The following is an 18,044-nucleotide window of genomic DNA, read 5'->3' on the forward strand; positions in this document are numbered from 1 at the left end:
CCGCGCGGGTCGATCTCGACGCGCGCGCCCGCAGGCTCACGCGGGCGCGCCGCGCGCCGCGAGCACGTCGTCGGCGAGGATCGTCGCCGCCCGCTCGATGCCGGCCAGATCGAGCGAGGCGCCGGTGCACTCGCCGATCGCCCACAGGCCGTCGCCGGCCTTACCGCGCGCGTCGACCTGCACCGCGTACCCCGCGCGCGGGTGGATCTCGACGCGCGCGCCCGCCTGCGCGGCGACCTCGAACGCGGGCGCGGCCGGCGCGTCCACCGCGACGGCCACGACCCGGACGTCGCTCGTCGGGCTGTCGGGGGCGAACGGCGCGTCGCGCACCGTCACGCTCTTTACCTGCGAGATCCCGTTCACCGCGGCGAGCGCGGCGAGCGGGATCCGGACCGCGATGCGGTCGCCGAGGGCGCTCGCGAGCTCGTCGGCCCAGAGGCCCTCGCCCGCGAGCGCGACGGGGCCGGTCGGCTCGACGCCGCACGCGAGGAGCCGGCAGAACGCGCGCGCCGAGAAGACCCCGGGCAGATCGTTGTTCGGGAACGCCGCGACGCCGTCGTGCGCCCCGGTGGCGAAGACCTTGGCGGGCGCCCTGATCACGGTCGCGCCCGCGTCGCCGGCGACCAGGAGCTCGCCGAGGTAAACGCCGGCGGCCACGTGACGGCGGAGCACGCGGACGCCGTCGAGCGGGTATCGCGCGAGGAGCTCCGCCGCGCGGCGCGGCGCGCCGGCGAGCGACCCGCCGGGAGCGAGCCCGTCGTCGACCAGCGCCACGCGGAGGCCGCGCGCCGAGAGCGCCGACGCAGCCGCCACGCCTGCGGGCCCGGCGCCGAGCACGGCCGCGTCCACGTCGAGCCGCGCGGCGCGCTCGGGGGGGAGCGCCGCGCTCGGCAGCTGCCCGAGCCCCGCCAGCTTGCGCGCGATCGACTGCATGACCCCGGACAGGCCGGGGACGCCGGCCATCAGGTGGTGGTGGTCGATCCCCTGCGGGAAGAACCAGTCGGTCACCTGGAGCAGGTCGGCCTGCCGCGAGCCCACGACGTTCTGCACCTCGATGCGCTCTCCACCGGCCGCCGGCCGCAGGCAGGTCATCACGTTGGGCACGCCATCGACCCGCGCGAGGCAGCCGTCGCAGCCTCCGCGCAGGCAGGTCGGCGCCCTGGGACGGTGCAGCTTCGGGCTTCGCGCGAGCGTCACGCGCCCGGAGGCGATCAGCGCCACGGCCAGGGGCTCGCCCCGCTCCGCCGGGACGTCCGCCCCGTCGAGGGTGATGGTGACCGGATGCTGGAGCGCGCGAGCTCGCCGAAACATGGGCGGACGCTAGCAGACGCGCGCCGCGCCGGCAGAGGAGGGCGCGGGAGCAAGCAGGAGGAGAGAGACGGAGAGAGGCCGGAGCAGGGAAAGACAGACGATCGCCGGCGGCAGGAGCCCGACGCGCGGAGGCGCGCAATCGCGGGAGGCGCGGGAGGCGCGGGAGGCACGGGCGGCGCGGGAATCATGGGAGGCAAAGGGAGGCAATGGGAGGCAGCCGAGGCGTGGGTAGCGCGCAGAGCGGGCGGAGTGGAGAAGGTGCCCTCACCTTCGCGCGGTGATCTATGCTGTGTCCGATGCGCCTCGGCGTCCTCGGCCCTGCTCAGGGTGATCTGCCCGCGCTCGCTCGCGGCGCGCAGCACCTGCTCGACGAAGGCCACGCCGAGCGGGTCATCTACGTCGCCGAGGACGACGCGCTCGACCGGGTCGTCGTGGGCTGGGCGCAGCGCCTCGTCGGCGCGGACCCCACCGAGGGCGCGCTGTTCGATCGGGCCGCTCGGTGCGCCGCCGCGACGCCGGACCAGATCGACGCCTTCGTGGCGTCCGAGCGCGCTCGGCTGCGCCTCCGGGTGCTGATGAGCCTGCCGTCGGGCCGGCGCACCATCGAGATCCTGGACGGGCGCGTCGCGCTCTTCGTGTTCGACAAGGCGGCGCTCGACGAGGAGGACATCGTGGCGGCGTCGCTCCTCGTCTTCGGCAAGAGCCCGGAGCCGCTCATCAAGAAGGTCGGCTCGCGGACGTTCTTCTCTCCGGGGCCGATCGGCTCCGACGGCGGCACGGCGCTCCTCGACGACGGGCAGGGCGGCGTGCGGATCGAGGTGATGAACGCGAGCGGCGCGGTGACGGCGCGCGAGATCGTGGGCCCGTCCGCCGCCGGCCCCAGGCTGAGGGTTCAAGGTGGCTCGCACGGTTGATGCGCCCGCCCGCGCCCCGGCCGCGCGCGCGCCCGAGGCGCGCCGCGTCGCCATCTTCGGGGGCAGCTTCAACCCGCCCCACGTCGCGCATGTCCTCGCGGCCACCTACGCGATCTCCATCGCGCCGATCGACGAGGTGCTCGTCGTCCCTGTCTACCGCCACCCCTTCTCGAAGGAGCTCGTGCCGTTCGAGCATCGTCTGGCGATGTGCCACCTCGCGCTCGGGTGGCTCCCGGGCGTGTCGGTGTCGCCCGTCGAGCGCGATCTCGGCGGCGAGAGCCTCACGCTGCGCACGCTGGAGCACCTCGCTGCGGCGCACTCGGACTGGGCGATGCGCCTGCTCGTGGGCGCCGACGTGCTCCCCGATCTACCGAGGTGGCACCGCTTCGACCGCATCGAGCAGCTCGCCCCGCCGATCGTCCTCGGCCGCTCCGGCGTCGTCGCGCCCGCCGCGGAGCGCCTCGATGCGGAGCCGGCCGATGATCGTCCTCACCTGCGCCCCGCGGACGTGGAGCTCCCTCGGATCTCGAGCAGCGACATCCGTCGGGCGCTCGCGGCGGGCGATCTCGAGGCCGTCCACCAGCGCGTGCCGCGCGCCGTGCTGGACTACGTGCTCGCGCACCGCCTTTACGGGAGCGGCCCATGAGCGAGATGGACAGCACGCGCCCGTCGCCGGTGCACCCGGAGGACAACGCCCTCCTGGAGGTGTTCATCTATGGCGGCGGCAAGGTGGGCCGCGGGCTCGCGCGCGCGATCCGCGACGCGGGGCTACGAGTGACCCTCCGGCCGGCCCGGGACGGCCTGCCGTCGGAGCGCATCGAGGCGAACTTCGTGATCCTCGCCGTGCGCGATCGGGATATCGCGCCGTGCGCCGAGGCGCTGCGCGACCGCGGGCTCGTCGGCCACAGGGACGTCGCCGTGGTGCACTGCGCCGGCGCGCTCGGCCCGGAGGCGCTCGCGGCGGCGCGAGGCGGCCGCGTCTCGGTCGCGCAGATGCACCCGATGATCTCGTTCGCCTCGCCCTCGTTCGCGCCCTTCCTCGAGCGTGGCCAGCTCCACATTGACGGCGATCCGACCGCCGTGCGCGCCGCTCGCTCGCTCGGGGTGTGCCTCGGCATGACGCCGCGCACGTGCTCCGGCCTCGACCGCGTCGCCTACCACGCGGCGGCGGGCCTGGTCGCCAACGGCGCTGCCGCTCTCGCCGCCGCCGGCGTCGACCTGCTCGAGCGCGCGGGCATCGATCGGAGGACGGCGGCCGAGATGCTCGGCCCGCTGCTCCGCACGGTCGCGGACAACGTCGAGGTCCTCGGCGTGCCCGACGCGCTGACGGGGCCGGTGCGCCGCGGCGACGCGGCCGGCGTCGCGCGGCACCTCGAAGCGCTCTGTCGGCTCGCGCCGCACCTCGTACCGTTCTACGTCGCCGCCGCGGCGACGCAGCTCCCGCTGGCCCGCGTCCTGGGCGAAGCACCCGCGGATGCGTTCGACGCCATCCAGCGGGTCCTGGACGGAACAGGGCAATAAGACTGTAATTTTCTAATGGTGAGGTAGGCGCCTCATTATATTCAACGGCGGGATCCATTGATGCGAGGTCCGGCGGAGAGGTACGCTTTTGTTGCCTTGGGATCCGTTGCCGCAGCCTGCGTTCCTTCTGTCATCACGAGCGACTCCGGGGGGTTCCGGGCGCTCGATGAGCGCGTCCGTGATGCCGCGTCGCGTGGGGTGCTCCACGTCCATGGACAGCGGTCGGTCCTGGACGCCGTTTGTTCCCACCTCGCGCGCCGCGCTCGAGGTGTGGGACGCTCGCTGATCTCGGCCGCGCACGCCGCGGATCGGGATCCCTGGCGCGATCTCGCGCTTCGCTGCGCTGTCACCTCTGCCGATCCGGCCGCGGCCGCGCAGGGCATCAGCGCCGCCGCGCAAGGCGCGATCCTGCTGGTCGCCGAGGGAGAGGCCACCAGCTGGGGGAGCCTGGTGCTGGATGAGGTCACGCGCCTCATCGCGGAGGGGTCGTGCTCCGCGCTGGTCATCGTGTGCAGCGACGGCGCGATGCGGCCCTGGACGAGCGCGCTCACGATCGACGGCATCGCGTCGCCGGACGATCTGCACCGCTTCTGGGAGGCGTTCGCGGCGGACGCGGAGCGCCGGGTCGTCGCGAAGATCGAGCGGCTCGACGCGCTGGAGGGCTGGTGCTCCGCCGTGCTGGCCGCGCCGCCCGAGCAGCGCCCCGCGCGGCAGCCGCCGAGCCGCGAGGCCGCGCGCCTGCTCGACCGGCTCGCGCTGAGCCAGCGGCCCTGGCCGTCCGCGCAGCTCCGCCAGCTCGCGGCGCGGCGCGCGGAGCCCGGGCCGGGGGACGCGGCGTGCCAGGGGGTCGCCCAGGAGCTCGCCGCCCTCGGTCTGATCGAGGTCGACGATCGAGGGTGGGTCGCCGCGCGGCGCGCGATCGTCGACCCGGCCAACGTCGACCGCGAGGATGTGTTCGCGATCGCGGAGGCGCTCGAGGAGCAGTCGTCCGACCCGTGGAGCCTCTCGCGCGCGAGCGAGCTCCTCGCCTCGCTGGGCCAAGACGACCGCGCCGAGGCCGCGGCGATGCTCGCGATCTCCTCGGTCGGCGAGCCGTCGGCGCGCGCCGATTTCTGGCAGCGCTGGGCCCGGACGATGCGGGCGCTCTCCGGCGGGAGCGCCGCGTCGGGCGAGCGGCTGCTCCGCGCGGCGACGCTCGCGCTCCGGCTCGGCGACATCGAGTTCGCCATCGACTTCTCCTCCGCGGCCCAGCGCGAGCGGGAGACGTTCGCCGCGCTGCTCGTGCGCGGCCGCGCGACGAGCGCGCGCGGCGACCTCACGACCGCCGCGATGGTGCTCTCGCGGGCGCTCTCGCTCGCCGCCACGCCCGAGGAGCGGGCGCGCGGCGCTGTGGAGATGGCGGAGCTCTGCTGCAAGACGGGCGACCTCGCGGCGGCCAAGGCGCGCGCCGAGGAAGGGCTCGCCGGCGCGGGGGAGATCGCGACGCGCCTCCAGGCGCGCAACATCCTCGGCAAGCTCCTCCTCGCGCAGCAGGCCTGGGCCGAGGCGGAGCTGCACTTCGCGGCCGACGCGTGGGAGGCGGCGTGCGCGGGCGAGCACGTGAGCGAGCTGCGCGCCCGGCTGAACCGCGCCATCGCGCTGCTCTCCAGCGGCCGCCTCGACGAGGCGCGCACGATGCTCGCCGGCGTGCTCGAGGAGGGAGAGCGGCGCGGCGAGCGCGCGGCGACCGGCTATGCGCTCACGAACCTCGCGGTCATCGCCCACCTGAAGCACGAGTACCCGGAGGCCTTGCGCCTCTTCGAGCGCGCGATCGAGATCTTCCGGAGGATCGGCGACAAGGTCGCGCTCGTGAACCTCATCACGAACCTCGCCGAGATCCGGCTACAGCTCGGGCTGATCGAGGAGGCCGAGCAGGCGCTCGCGTTCGCGCGGAAGGCCTGCGGCCACGTCATCCCTGGCGTTCGGATCACGCACGTCGCCTACGTCGCGGCGCAGATCCACCTCGAGTGCCGCCGCACGGTGGACGCCTGGTCCGAGCTCACGGCCGCCTTCGCCTACGGCGCCGGCTCGAAGCTCGGCGAGTGCTACGCGATCGCCGCGCGCATCGCGCTGCACGACGGCGACCTCCTGCAGGCCGGTCAGATGATCCAGCGGGCGCGCGCCGAGGCGACCTCCGACCGGCACCGCGCCGAGATCGCCCTCCTCGAGGCGATGTGCTCGCGCGCCGCCGGCGCGCCGTTCGGGCCGATCGCCGCGGAGGCGCTCGCGCTGTCGCGCCAGGCCCACAGCCACGAGTGCGCCCTGGAGGCTCACGTGCTGCTTCACCACGCGTCGTCCGCCGGGGACCGCGCGTCGCGCGCCCCCGAGGACGAGCCCACGGCGGCGCGCTCGCACCTGGAGGCGGCGATCGACCTCCGCGATCGCATCGCCGAGTCGCTCCCGCCCGAGATCTCGCGCAAGTTCCTCGCGCGCCGGAGCTTCGCCGAGCTCGCCCGGCTGGAGGCGTGCGCGCGCAGCGCCGCCGAGGCGGAGCCGAGGGGCTGCGAGCTCTGCGGCTCCAGCGCGTGCGCCGGGTGCGCCAGGGGGGCGGCTCGCGCCCCGAGGCCGGCGAGCGTGGGCCCCGCGATCAAGCGGATGGTCGGGACGACGCCGGCGCTGCTCAGCCTCATCCACCAGATCGAGAAGGTCGGCGCGAGCGACGCGACCGTGTTGATCCACGGCGAGAGCGGCACCGGGAAGGAGCTCGTCGCCGAGGCGATCCACGAGGTGAGCGCGCGGCGCGCGGGCCCGCTGATCAAGGTCAACTGTGCCGCCCTGGTCGAGACGCTGCTGCTCTCGGAGCTGTTCGGCCACGAGAAGGGGTCGTTCACCGGCGCGGCGTCGCGCCGTCGCGGGCGCTTCGAGCTCGCCGAGGGGGGAACGCTCTTCCTCGACGAGATCGGGGACATCTCGCCGCGCACGCAGGTCGCGCTGCTCCGCGTCCTGCAGGACAAGACCTTCGAGCGGGTCGGGGGTGTCACGCCGCTGCGCGCGAACGTACGGATCCTCTGCGCGACCCACCGCGACCTGCGTGCGATGGTTGCCCGGGGCGAGTTCCGGGAAGATCTCTATTACCGGCTCCGGCAGGTCGTCCTGGAGGTCCCCGCGCTGCGCCATCGGCCGCGGGATCTGCCCGCGATCGCGGCCGCGATCCTGGAGAGGATCGGCGGCGAGCGTGGCGTGGCGCCGAAGCGCCTGTCCAGCCGGGCCATCGAGGCGCTGTCGCGGCACTCCTGGCCGGGGAACGTGCGCGAGCTCGAGAACGCCCTGCGCGCCGCGGCGATCTTCGCGGACAGTGAGGTGATCGATCTCGAGGATTTCACGACGAACGTCGAAGGGCTGCGGGAGCTCGACGCCGCGGAGCTGGTGAGCGCTCCGATGACGCCGAGGGCTGGCATGCACCCTGCTTTAGAATCGTCGAGAGAATCGTCGAGAGAGTCGTCCAGAGACGCGCCCAGAGAGCCGTCCAGCGGGCCACGCGCGTCGGCGCCCGATCAGGCGACGCAGGTGGCACATCCCCCGTCGATGCCTGTGGATCGCACGCCGCTGGAGCTCGCGTACGCTCATGTCCGCGGAGGGGTCAGCCTCAGCGACATGAAGCGCGAGATCGAGCGCGAGTGCGTTGCTAGGGCGCTCGACGAAAGTCGTGGGAACATCACACGCGCCGCCGTGCTCCTGGGCATGAAACGTCCGCGGCTTTCCCAGCTTGTCAAACAGTATGGCTTTGGCGGGACTTCGGAGGATTGAAGTGATGCGAGGTTGCTGGAGGAGTTGGCTGTCGGGGGGCTTCGCGGCGCCTCTGCTGCTGGCGGGCTGCGCGATCGCGTCCCCGGAGCACGAGGAGCAGAGCGTCGAAGCGTGGAGCGATCTCGACCCGATGATCTCCGAGGAAGCGTCCGGATCGAGCGATGGCATCGACGGCGATGTCGTCGTACCCGTCACCGACTTCGTCACGCCTGCGTCGCTCCCGCCGCGCGACGTCGCGCCGCCGTCCAGCGGTGACGGCGCGCCCACGACGATCGAGGTGCGATCGCAGGAGCGCTGCAACCCGGACCCGCTCCCGTGGAGCCCCAGCAGCGCGGACAGACACGACACCGCTCCCTCCGAGAGCGACGGGACGCGCTGAGCCGCGCGCCCGGGCGGCCTGAGCGCGTCTGCGCCCCGGCGCCTCCCGGCCCCGCTCCCCGGCGCGTTTTGCGGTCGCCGCGCGGCTCTCCGCGGTAGCCTTCGCGCGTGGCGCCGCTCGGGATCGATCTCCGCACACGGACGACCCTGGTCTGCGGGGCCCTTGCCCTCGCCATCGCGGCGTCGACGCTGCTGCGAGGTCGCGTCCGCCGCGTCCACCTCTTCTTCGCTGCGTTCGCCGCCGACGTCGGGCTCTGGTACCTCTCGCAGTCGCTCTTCGGCTTCTTCCAGGCCTCGATCTGGGAGCGCTTCACGGCGATCCTCGCCGTGCTGCTCCCGCAGTTCGCGCTGCAGCTCTTCGAGGCGATGATCCCCCATGACCCGGATCGGCGCTCGCGGCTGCTCCGGTTCGCGGGGGTGCTCGTCATCCCGCTGTTCATCCTCGTGCTGGTGAGCCGGGAGCCGGGCTCGTGGCTCGACTGGCTCACGCGCGGCTGCATTTTCCTCTACGTCTTCGCGCTGCTCACCGCGGGGCTGTACACGCTCGGCCAGCGCGGCAAGCAGAGCTCCTCGCGCGCGACGCAGCGCCGCGTGCGGTTCCTCGTGGTGATCGGCGCGCTCGCCGGGCTCGCCAGCGTCGCCGACTTCGCCTGGTTCCTCGGCGCGGAGCCGCCGCCCGTGGGCGCGGCGCTCTCGATCGTGTTCCTGTTCGTCCTCGCCCAGGCCCTCCGTCACGAGCGCCTGCTCGACGCTTACGAGATGCTCGCGCGCCTGCTCGTCGCCACGGCGGTCGCGTTCCTGATCGCGCTGATCTTCTATCTCCTGCTCACGTTCATCGGCGGCTTCAACACGATGTACCTGAACGCGGTGCTCGCCGCGATCGTCATCCTGGTGCTGTTCGACCCGCTGCGGGAGCGCGTCGAGGAGCAGCTCCAGCGCCTCTTCTTGCGGGAGCGGTTCGATCTCGACCGCTCGCTCGCGGAGGCCCGGCGGCGCCTCGTGCACACGCTCGAGGTGGACGAGATGGGCTCGATCGTGATGAGCGCGCTCGAGCAGTCGCGCCGGGTCACGGCGGCGGCGCTCTACCTCCGCGATCAGGACGGGACGGGCTTCGACCGGCTCGCCTCGCTCGGGCCGCGGGTCCCCGAGCGGATCGAGGTGGCGACCGCGAGGGCGCTGCTCGATCGCCTCGACCGGGGGCCGCTCGCGATGGAGGAGCTGGAGCGGGAGGCGCGCGAGCGGCGGGCGCGCCGCAGCCAGAGCGACGCGGACGACGACGGCAACTTCGCGCGGCGGACGGAGGTGCGGCCCCAGGTCCCCGAGGACGCGGTGCTCGCGGCGGCCGAGGTGCTCGGCAGCCTCTGCTCGGGCGTGGTGCTGTGCGCGCGCGACGAGCAGGGCGAGCCGATCGGGCTCCTGGTCGTGGCGGACACGCGCGTGCGCGACGCGTTCTCTCCCGAGGAGCTGACCCTGCTCGAGACGCTCGCCGCGCAGATCGGCGTCGTCCTGGAGAACTCGCGGCTCTACGCGCAGATGAAGGAGCGCGACCGGCTCGCGCTCCTCGGCCAGATGGCGGCCGGGCTCGCGCACGAGATCAGGAACCCGCTCGGCGCGATCAAGGGGGCGGCGCAGCTGCTCGCCGATCCCGTGCCGGAAGCGCAGATCGACGCGGCGTCGCGCGAGTTCCTCGGGATCATCCTCGAGGAGGTCGATCGGCTCGATCGCGTCGTGGGCTCGGTGCTCGATCTCGCGCGGCCGGCGCAGGGCTCGGTCGTCCCGACCGACGTGAACGCGATCGTGCGCCGCACCCTGCAGGTGCTCTCGATCGAGCGCAGGAACGACCAGCTCGAGGTCGAGGTCACGCTCGATCCCGATCTCCCCCGCGTCGCCATCGATCCAGAGCAGCTGCGGCAGGTGCTGATGAACCTGTTCCGCAACGCCGTTCAGGCCATGAAGAGCCGGGGCAAGGTGGTGATCTCGACGCGCGTCCGCTTCGGCCGCGGCACGCGGCCCGGCTCGGGCTCGGACGAGCCGTTCGTCGAGCTCAACGTCACCGACAACGGCCCCGGGATCTCCCAGAAGGTGCTCGCGAACATCTTCCTGCCGTTCTTCACGACGAAGGACAAGGGGACCGGGCTCGGCCTGTCCATCAGCCAGCGCATCGCGCAGAGCGCCGGCGGCCGCATCGAGGTCCGGTCGTACGAGGGGAAGGGGAGCACCTTCGCCGTGATCCTCCCCGCCGCCGTCGACAAGCTGAGCGCGCCGCAGCCGTCGCCCGCGGCGCTGGCGCCCGCCGAGCCGGCCCCTCAGGAGCGGCCCGGCTGAAGCGGGTGACCCCGGAAGCGCCCGCGGCGTCCGGGCGCGTGCGCGCTGCGCGCGTTGCGTCGAGCGGAGCGCTCAGCCGTAGCGCGAGGTCATGAGCCGCTCGAGCGCGGGATGCTCGCGCACGAGCGCGAGCGTGTGCTCGGCGTGTCCGTGGGCGTAGCCGTTGCCGATGTAGAGGTCCACGTCCTTGCCGATCCCCTCGGCCCCCAGGGCGGCGGCGGTGAAGCTCGTGCTCATCGCGAAGAAGTACGTCTTGCCGCGATCGCGCGTGGCGACGATCGCGCTGAGCTCCACGCCTGGGACGTTCACGCACGAGAGCGTGAGGTCGGCGCCCGCGTCGCCGGTGAACGGCAGCACGGCGTCGCGCACGGCGAGGGGGTCGCGCGCGTCGAGGACCGCGACGTGGTCGCAGATCGCGAGCGAGCGCAGATCGGCGGCGAGCCCCGGCGACGCCTCGATCCCGATGACGCGCCCGGCGCGGCCGACGCAGCGCCGCGCCTCGGCCGCGCACAGGAGGCCCGATTTCCCGCCCGCGCCGAGCACCACCACGCTGTCGCGCGGGCCGGCGAGGCGCGCCACCTGAGGCGCCGCGCCGGCGACGTCGAGCAGCGCGAGGGCGAGCCGCTCGGGCATGTCGGTCGGCATCCGGGCGAGCGGCGCCGACCCGAAGAGGATCGCGGTGCCCTCGACGTCGATCTGCGCGGACGCGGGCCTCACGGCGATGACCCGGCGAAGCGAGAGCGGCGTGAGCGAGAGCGACGCGAGCGTCGCAATGCGATCGCCGACGGCGACGCCGCGGTGCTCGGCGAGCGAGCCGACCCGACGCACGACGCCGAGCAGCATGCCGCCCGAGCCGGTGACCGGGTTGTGCTGCTTGCCCCGGCGCGCCACCGTCTCGAGGACGAGCTGGGCCACGCCGTCCGGGCTGCCGCCGGAGGCCTCCTCCATCTGGCGGAAGCTCGCGGCGTCGATGTTCAGCGTCTGCACATCGACGACGATCTCGGTCTCGAAGCGGCGCGAGGCGTCGGCGTCCAGCCGCTCTGCCGGCTGGGGCATGGCCCCCGGTGGGTCGAGCACGCGGTGCGTGCCCAGCGGATCGCCTGCGGAGAGGGTGGGTCGCGTCGCTTCGGAGCTCACGTCGAGGCCGTTCAACATGCCGGGCTCGAAAGCAAGGGCAATGAGCCGAGCGACCGCAGGATTCCTCGCTGAGGCGGCCCGGCGCACCGCCTGGGGCCCGGGGGCCCCGGAAACCGGCGATGCCGGCCGTTTCGACGGAGCCAATCGCCCTCTTTCCCTCAAATTGGATACACTCGCGTGCGCCGAGTACGTTGGCCCCTACCCCCGCGGCGCGCCACTGTGGCGGCCGAGGGAGGGGGGCCGGCGCGTTGCGTCAGGATCGGACGAGCCGACTCATTTGAAAGAACGGACCGGATCTCTTGACCACCTTTGCTCGGTGAAACTAAGCTTTGCCCCCTGCTGGCGCTCTCGTAAGCGCACGAAGGTTTTTACTCCCTGCGATGGATAACCACGCTCCCAAGGTGTCGGCAACGCGGCAACTAGCGTTGCGCTTCATCTCCGGGAAGTACCAAGGCGGCGAATTCCCCCTCGGGGAGCAGCAGGAGATCGTCGTGGGTCGCTCCAGCGACCTCGACATGGTCCTCGTCGAGGACATGGTCTCCCGGCGCCATGCCCGGATTGCCTGCACCGAACAGTCGATTGTGATCGAGGATCTCGGCTCGACGAACGGAACGTTCGTCAACGGCGAGAAGATCAAGAAGACGACCCTGAAGGAGGGCGATCGGGTGCTCATCGGCACCAGCATCCTCAAGGTCGTCTCCACCGACCCGGGCGCGCCGCCGGCGCGGAAACGGATGGACGAGCCATCGCTGAGGAGCGGTCAGACCCGGTCGATGTCCGGGTCGATCGACGAGATCCCGCTCCCGGATCTGCTGCAGCTCTTCGGCACATCGAAGAAGAGCGGCGTCCTCGTGGTCCGCTCCGACGACGACGTCGGCAAGATCTACCTGCGCAAGGGCATCGTGACCTTTGCGACCATCAACGATCTGACCGACGTCCCGCCGCTGAAGAGCGTCTACCGGATCCTCACCTGGGCCGGCGGGACGTTCGACCTCGAGGCGGCCGAGGAGCGGGTCATGACCGGCGAGATCAGCGCGACGGTGCAGGAGCTCCTCATGGAGGGGCTCCGGCAGATCGACGAGCTGAACAACATCCGCCACCAGCTCCCGGACCTGTCGGCGCGCCTGGTCATCCCCCAGCCGCTCAAGCCGCAGCTCCGCGATCTCTCGCCCGTCGATCTCGACGTCCTCCAGGTCGTCTACAACCACGGGCACCTCGCGATGGTCCTCAACAAGAGCCCCGCGACGGATCTGGAGACCGCGCAGTCCGTGTTGAAGATGATCAACGCGGGCTACCTCCGCGCCGAGTGAGCCTGGCGGGAGCGCACGGCGTCGCGAGGCCGCGCAAGGCGGCCGATCGCGGCGGCGCGCGCAGCGCTCGGCTGAACCGAGCTCGATAGGTCAGGGGAGCGCGGTCGACAGCGCGTCCTCGCGCGCCGCGCTCCCGAGGGCGCGGCGCGCCGGGCGGCAGCGCGGTGTCAGGACTGCGACGTGCCGCGCTTCGCGGGGTCGGTCGCCTTGCTCGCGAGGCGGAGCGACACGGCGCGGGCGTGCGCCTGCAGGCCCTCGGCCAAGGCCAGCTTCTCGATGATCGGGCCTTGCGTCCGGAGCGCCGCGCTCGAGTACCGGATGAGGCTCGCGCGCGTCACGAAGTCGTAGACCCCGAGCGGCGCACCGAAGCGCGCTGAGCCGCCGGTCGGGAGGACGTGGGACGGCCCCGCGAGGTAGTCGCCCGCGGCGACCGGGGTGAGGTCGCCGAGCAACGCGGCGCCGAGCGTGCCGATCTCCGAGAACAACCCCTCAGCGTCGGCGACGTGGAAGGCCACGTGCTCGACCGCGAGCTGGTCGGCGATCTCGGCGAGGCGGGCGCGCGAGCCGACGACCAGCGCCGCCGCGTGCGTCGAGAGCGACGCCTGCACGATCGTGCGACGCGTGAGCTCGGGGAGCGCCGCGTCGAGCTCGCGCGCGACCGCCTCCGCCAGCTTCGCGGAGGTGGTCGCGAGCAGGGCGTAGGACGCCTCGTCATGCTCGGCCTGCGAGAGGAGATCGGCGGCGACGAGCCGTGGATCCGCGGATTCATCGGCGAGCGCGAGGATCTCGCTCGGCCCGGTGATGCCGTCGATCGACACATCCCCGAAGACGAGCTTCTTCGCGCAGGCGACGTACGCGTTGCCGGGCCCCACGATCTTGTCGACCGGCGCGAGCTCCGGGAGCCCGTAGGCCATGGCCGCGATCGCCTGCGCGCCGCCCGAGTCGAGCAGGGTCGTCACGCCGGAGAGGTGCGCGGCGGCGAGCGTGGCGTCGTCGGCCGACGGGCTCGCGAGGACGATCTCCCGCACGCCGGCGATGCGCGCGGGGATGGCCGACATGAGCACGCTGGAGGGGTAGCGGGCCTTGCCGCCCGGCGCGTAGACGCCGACCCGGCGCAGGGGGCGCACGCGCATGCCCAGCAGGACGCCCTCCTCCTCGTAGCTGAAGCCGGCCTGCAGCGCGGGGCCGTTCGCCGCCACGTTCGCGGGGCCGAGATCGCCCGCGTCGCGCTGCCGCTCATGGTAACGCGCGATCCTCGCTGCTGCGGTCTCGAGCGCGGCGCGGACCTCCGGCGAGAGCCTCGCGAGCGCCTCGGCTCCGCCGAATCCGCCCTCCGCCTCGGGGCCTGCGTGGCGGACGAGCGCCTTCGACGTCCTCCGCTCGAACTTCTCGATGTACCCGAGCACGGCGGACGTCCCCCCGCGCCGCACGTTGTCGATGATCTCGGTCACGGCCGGCGTGACGTTCGCGAGGTCGCCCGTGCCGCGGGTGCGCAGGGCTGACAGGGTGGACTCGAACTGAGGCGAACCTTCGATGTAGATGGGCAGCATGGCTTGATATGGACCGGCGCGGTGGAATCTCCGCGTGGACGGCGACACCCCGTACCACACCACCCCGGCCGCCGGTACGTCGGCCGCGCTGCTGCGACCGCGGCGCGCGCAGCGGTCGCAGCAGCGCATCGCGGCGGCTGCCGCGCGTCGCTCCCCGAGTTCCCGGGCCTGAGCGGATCGAGTAGGGTCGCCCGATGCGGTCCGGCTCGTTTGGTCTCGCCTCCACCGCGCTCTCGGTCGTGCTCCTCGCGCTGGCGCCTGCCGTGCTCGTCGGTTGCCCGGAGAACTCCTGCTTCCTCAAGATCTGCCAGGGCAGCAGCTGCCGCTGCTCGATCTCGTCGTGCAGCGATGGCGCCGGCTTCGACACGAAGCAGAACCGCTGCCGATGCCTGAAGGGCTACCTCTCGGTCGCGGGCCAGTGCCTCACGCCCCAGGCGGCGAACGCCTACTGCGGCGTGGGTCGCCACTACGAGGCCGGCGGGTGCGCTCCCGATCGCTGCCGGCCCGGCGACGAGATCGACCAGAGCACGGGCTACTGTGTGTCGCGCGAGCAGGTGGCGACCAACATCGGCGTCGCGGTCGGCGCCGGGCAGAAGCTCGGGTGCCCACCTGGCCAGGAGCTCATCGTCGACGGTCCGACCGCCGCGTGCGTACCGCTCTCGCAGACCTGCGCGCGCGACGAGGTCTGGACCGGCCAGGCGTGCGCGAAGGTAGGGCGCTGCCCAACGGGCGCGATGTGGGATCCCGCGCTCGCCCAGTGCGTGCAGTACGCGCAGGGCTCGGGTGAGAGCGGGCTCACGGTCAACGTCGGGCAGTGGGCGTCGGCGAACTACGGGCCCGACGGCGGCATGGGCACGAGCGGCTTCTGCGGCGCTTTCGCGAAGAAGCCGTACAGCTTCGGGATCGTCGAGGGGGCCTCGGCCTACGTCCGCGCCACGGTGATGATGTCCTTCCCGGAGGGCGAGATCGCCCGCGGCGTCGTGCAGGCGGTGACGGTGTTCGACGCGAGCGGGAACCCGGTGCCGCCGCGCGGCGCCGCGGAGGTCGATGCGGCGGCGCGCAACATCTTCGGCACGCTCGTCCTGGGTGGCGGGCGGGCGAGCGCGCCGACCTCGTCGACGACCGTCCGCTGCGCGGTCATCCACGCCGGAAAGCCGCAGCCGGTGCCCGCGGTCGGCGGATTGTAACGCGGCGTGCCGCGCTACAGCCGCGACAGCGTGCTCACGACGCGCGTGGCGGGGAGGGCGCTGAGGCCGACGCAGCTGACGACCTTGCCGCGCTCCACCACGAAGTTGCTCGTCGAGGGCTCGATCTTCGCGAACTCGACGCTCAGGCGGGCCCCGTCGAAGCTCGCGCGCAGGGGGTGGCCCTCCACCGCGCTGCGGACGTCCTGGCAGGTGCCCCTGGAGCGGGCCGGATCGAATTTGCGCGACTCGGGGGCGATGAAGCGGAGCCGGTCCTCGACGGCGAACACCCCGGTCTCGCCGGGGATCTCGCGCAGCGAGAAGCGGGCCTCGCCCTCGGCATAGTCCTGCGGCGCGAACTGCTCCGGGCGGCGGACCCGGAACTCGAGCGACTCGCCGGCAAGGACGGCCTCGAGCTCGCGCCCGTTGCCGACCCACAGCCCGATCAGGCTGGCGAGCGGCGACGGCTGCGGCTGCTCCGCGCTCGCCGCCGGGGTGGTGCTGCTCGCGCTGGCCGCCGGGCGCTGCTCCCTCGACGAGACGGCCCGGCGGCGACCATCGCGCGGCCTGTCGAGCACGCCCAGCCCGAGCAGCGCGGCGGCCCCGCCGAACATCACGAGGGCCCCGGCGCCGATCGCGAGCCACGAGCCACGCGCGCGCTGCGACCCCGCAGGCCCGCTGGCCAGCGCAGCGCCCGACGGCGACCGCAGCCCCTCGCGGACCTCGTCGACCGTCGTGGCCGCGGGCGGCGGCGGGCGGCTCGACGCGCCGAGCGGCGCGGCGGCCGCGGCAGGCGCAGGGTGGGCGATCGCGTCGAGCGCGGCGAGCAGCTCCTCGCAGCTGGCAAAGCGATCCGCCCGTTCCTTGGCGCACGCCTTCTGGAGGAAGGCGTCGAGCGCCGGAGGGACGTCGTGACGCACGGCGCTGACCAGGGGGAGCGGCACCTCCGCGTGCTGCCGCATGATCTCGATGTCGCTCTCGGCGTCGAACGGCACCTGCCCTACCAGCATCTCGTAGAGCACGACGCCCAGCGCGTAGATGTCCACCCGCTTGTCGAGGTCGCGGCGCCCGAGGACCTGCTCCGGCGACATGTAATAGAGAGAGCCGATGATCCCCTTGGTCAGCCCGCGCCCCGCGAGCGCGTCCGCCTCGGCCTTGGCGATGCCGAAGTCGGTGACCTTCGCGACGCCGTCCTTGCCGCGGATGAGCACGTTCGCCGGCTTGAGATCGCGGTGGATCACGCCCTCGCGGTGCGCGGCCGCGATGCCAGAGGCGATCTGCCGGAAGATCGAGAGCGCCTCGGGCAGGGGCATCCGCCGGCGCTCCTCGGCGTACCTGGCGAGCGTCTGCTCGAGGCTCTCGCCGTCGATGTACTGCATGACGAGCCAGAGGTCGTCTCGCTCCGCCACCACCGCCTTCAGGTGGACGACGTTCGGATGATCGATCTGCGCGAGCGCGCGGCCCTCGGCGAGCGTCCGCGCGCGCACGTCCGGCCGGTGCCCGAGCTCCTGGCGCACCGCCTTCAGCACCACGTGCAGGCCGGTGTGGACGTCCCGAGCGAGGTAGACGACGCCCATGCCGCCCTCGCCGAGCACCCGCTCGACCACGTACTTCTGATCGACGAGCGTCCCCGCCGGCAGGTGGCCGCCCGGCGCGCGCCGCGGCAGCGAGCCCGCCAGCGGCGCGGGGACGATGTGAGGCGCGTGGACGTTCGCTGCGGGCCCGTTCGCGCCGCCGGCCGCGAGGGCCGAGAGGCGGGCCCTGTGCGCCGGATCCTCGGGCACCAGCGCGCCCAGCAGCGGCTGCCCAGGGACGGTCGTCCGCGGGCCGGGCGCAGGAGGCGCCGAGGTCGCCGCGCCGACGCCCGCCTCCTTCGCGGTCAGCGACGCGCCGCACGCCACACAGAACCGGGCGGAGCCGGGGTTCTCGGCGTTGCATACGAGGCACCTGGCCATGGCGCGGTCAGCTCGATCCGCGGCGCGCCCGGCGAGCAGCGCGCCGTGGAGGTTACGTCAGGTCCAGTGGCCCGCGCGGAGCGCCGCGGCGTCGATGGTCTTGATCTTCGGCGCGAGCGCCTCGCGGAAGATGGCCTCGTCGTCGTCGTCGAGGCCGCTCTCTCCGAAGCCGGACGCGACCTCCATCGAGGTAGCGAGGATGCGCAGGAACTGCTGGAAGCTCGACGCGCAGAGCTCTGGCTTGAGCGACTCGATCCCTGTCATACAGGTGAACACAGGGCAGTCCCCCTCGGCGTCGAGCTTCGAGATGTCGAGGAAATAGGGATCTCCCAGCAGGGCGCTGCGAGCGATGAGGATCCAGCTCTTGCGCCAGCCTGCGAGGGAGCTGTCGCCGCCGTTCGCCTGCTGCTCGGCCGCGAGCTTCTCGGAGGGGATGAGGCGTACACGCTCAACCGGGGTCACCGTCTCGACGTCGAGCGGGTCGGCCTCCTGCAGGAAAGCGCGGTACCTCGCGGGCACCCGCAGCGTCTTGCGCAGCTCTTCCACCGCCGCTGGAGCCGCCTTTCCGAACCTCGCAGGGATGCCTCTTCGGACAAAGGCATCCTTGAGCGCCGTAACCGACTCGGCAAGGTCGCTATCCACCGAACATCCCTTCCTTTGCAAGTCCACCGGG

At 73.0% G+C, this 18,044-nt stretch carries 13 protein-coding genes; 8 read left to right on the top strand and 5 right to left on the bottom strand.

Features of this window, described 5'->3' with window-relative positions; genetic code table 11:
- Nucleotides 1-36: 36 nt before the first annotated feature.
- On the bottom strand, nt 37-1,311 hold the full coding sequence (locus tag WMF12_RS12800) for a (2Fe-2S)-binding protein (RefSeq protein WP_437871268.1): 1,275 nt from the start codon (nt 1,309-1,311) through the stop codon (nt 37-39).
- Between the two features lie 296 nt (nt 1,312-1,607).
- Between WMF12_RS12800 and WMF12_RS12805 the strand changes: the two genes are divergently transcribed.
- The 6 genes from WMF12_RS12805 to WMF12_RS12830 all read left to right on the top strand — a co-directional run bounded on the left by WMF12_RS12805 (nt 1,608) and on the right by WMF12_RS12830 (nt 10,235).
- Complete coding sequence (locus WMF12_RS12805) at nt 1,608-2,225, top strand: hypothetical protein (protein ID WP_231864811.1); 618 nt, start codon at nt 1,608-1,610, stop codon at nt 2,223-2,225.
- Nucleotides 2,209-2,871 carry a nicotinate (nicotinamide) nucleotide adenylyltransferase gene (nadD, locus tag WMF12_RS12810; protein WP_437871269.1) on the top strand — a complete coding sequence of 221 codons (663 nt, stop codon included), beginning with the start codon at nt 2,209-2,211 and terminating at the stop codon, nt 2,869-2,871. Before WMF12_RS12805 ends, nadD begins: the two co-directional genes overlap by 17 nt.
- Nucleotides 2,868-3,746 carry a DUF2520 domain-containing protein gene (locus WMF12_RS12815; RefSeq protein ID WP_437871270.1) on the top strand — a complete coding sequence of 293 codons (879 nt, stop codon included), beginning with the start codon at nt 2,868-2,870 and terminating at the stop codon, nt 3,744-3,746. Before nadD ends, WMF12_RS12815 begins: the two co-directional genes overlap by 4 nt.
- 270 nt (nt 3,747-4,016) lie before the next feature.
- On the top strand, nt 4,017-7,532 hold the full coding sequence (locus WMF12_RS12820) for a sigma 54-interacting transcriptional regulator (protein WP_437871271.1): 3,516 nt from the start codon (nt 4,017-4,019) through the stop codon (nt 7,530-7,532).
- A 4-nt stretch (nt 7,533-7,536) separates the two neighbouring features.
- Nucleotides 7,537-7,911, top strand: a complete 375-nt coding sequence (locus WMF12_RS12825; RefSeq protein ID WP_437871272.1) for a hypothetical protein — start codon at nt 7,537-7,539, stop codon at nt 7,909-7,911.
- Between the two features lie 107 nt (nt 7,912-8,018).
- Nucleotides 8,019-10,235, top strand: coding sequence for an ATP-binding protein (locus tag WMF12_RS12830; RefSeq protein WP_437871274.1), 2,217 nt, complete (start codon nt 8,019-8,021; stop codon nt 10,233-10,235).
- Nucleotides 10,236-10,307: 72 nt separating this feature from the next.
- Here the strand turns inward: WMF12_RS12830 and WMF12_RS12835 are convergent, their stop codons facing one another.
- On the bottom strand, nt 10,308-11,390 hold the full coding sequence (locus WMF12_RS12835) for an L-erythro-3,5-diaminohexanoate dehydrogenase (protein ID WP_437871275.1): 1,083 nt from the start codon (nt 11,388-11,390) through the stop codon (nt 10,308-10,310).
- Nucleotides 11,391-11,752: 362 nt separating this feature from the next.
- Between WMF12_RS12835 and WMF12_RS12840 the strand changes: the two genes are divergently transcribed.
- Nucleotides 11,753-12,682, top strand: a complete 930-nt coding sequence (locus tag WMF12_RS12840) for a DUF4388 domain-containing protein (protein ID WP_272103306.1) — start codon at nt 11,753-11,755, stop codon at nt 12,680-12,682.
- 167 nt (nt 12,683-12,849) lie between these two features.
- Here the strand turns inward: WMF12_RS12840 and hisD are convergent, their stop codons facing one another.
- Nucleotides 12,850-14,232, bottom strand: a complete 1,383-nt coding sequence (gene hisD, locus WMF12_RS12845) for a histidinol dehydrogenase (RefSeq protein WP_437871276.1) — start codon at nt 14,230-14,232, stop codon at nt 12,850-12,852.
- 194 nt (nt 14,233-14,426) lie between these two features.
- Between hisD and WMF12_RS12850 the strand changes: the two genes are divergently transcribed.
- Nucleotides 14,427-15,419, top strand: a complete 993-nt coding sequence (locus WMF12_RS12850; protein WP_437745917.1) for a hypothetical protein — start codon at nt 14,427-14,429, stop codon at nt 15,417-15,419.
- A 14-nt stretch (nt 15,420-15,433) separates the two neighbouring features.
- Here WMF12_RS12850 and WMF12_RS12855 read toward each other — a convergent pair whose 3' ends face one another.
- Together WMF12_RS12855 and WMF12_RS12860 are read right to left on the bottom strand one after the other, a co-directional pair.
- Complete coding sequence (locus tag WMF12_RS12855) at nt 15,434-17,371, bottom strand: protein kinase domain-containing protein (protein ID WP_437871277.1); 1,938 nt, start codon at nt 17,369-17,371, stop codon at nt 15,434-15,436.
- Between the two features lie 57 nt (nt 17,372-17,428).
- Nucleotides 17,429-18,013, bottom strand: coding sequence for an SMI1/KNR4 family protein (locus WMF12_RS12860; RefSeq protein WP_437871278.1), 585 nt, complete (start codon nt 18,011-18,013; stop codon nt 17,429-17,431).
- Nucleotides 18,014-18,044: the final 31 nt, after the last annotated feature.

Origin of the sequence: Sorangium sp. So ce363, assembly GCF_051520435.1 — a bacterium.
Taxonomy (GTDB): domain Bacteria; phylum Myxococcota_A; class Polyangia; order Polyangiales; family Polyangiaceae; genus Sorangium; species Sorangium cellulosum_B.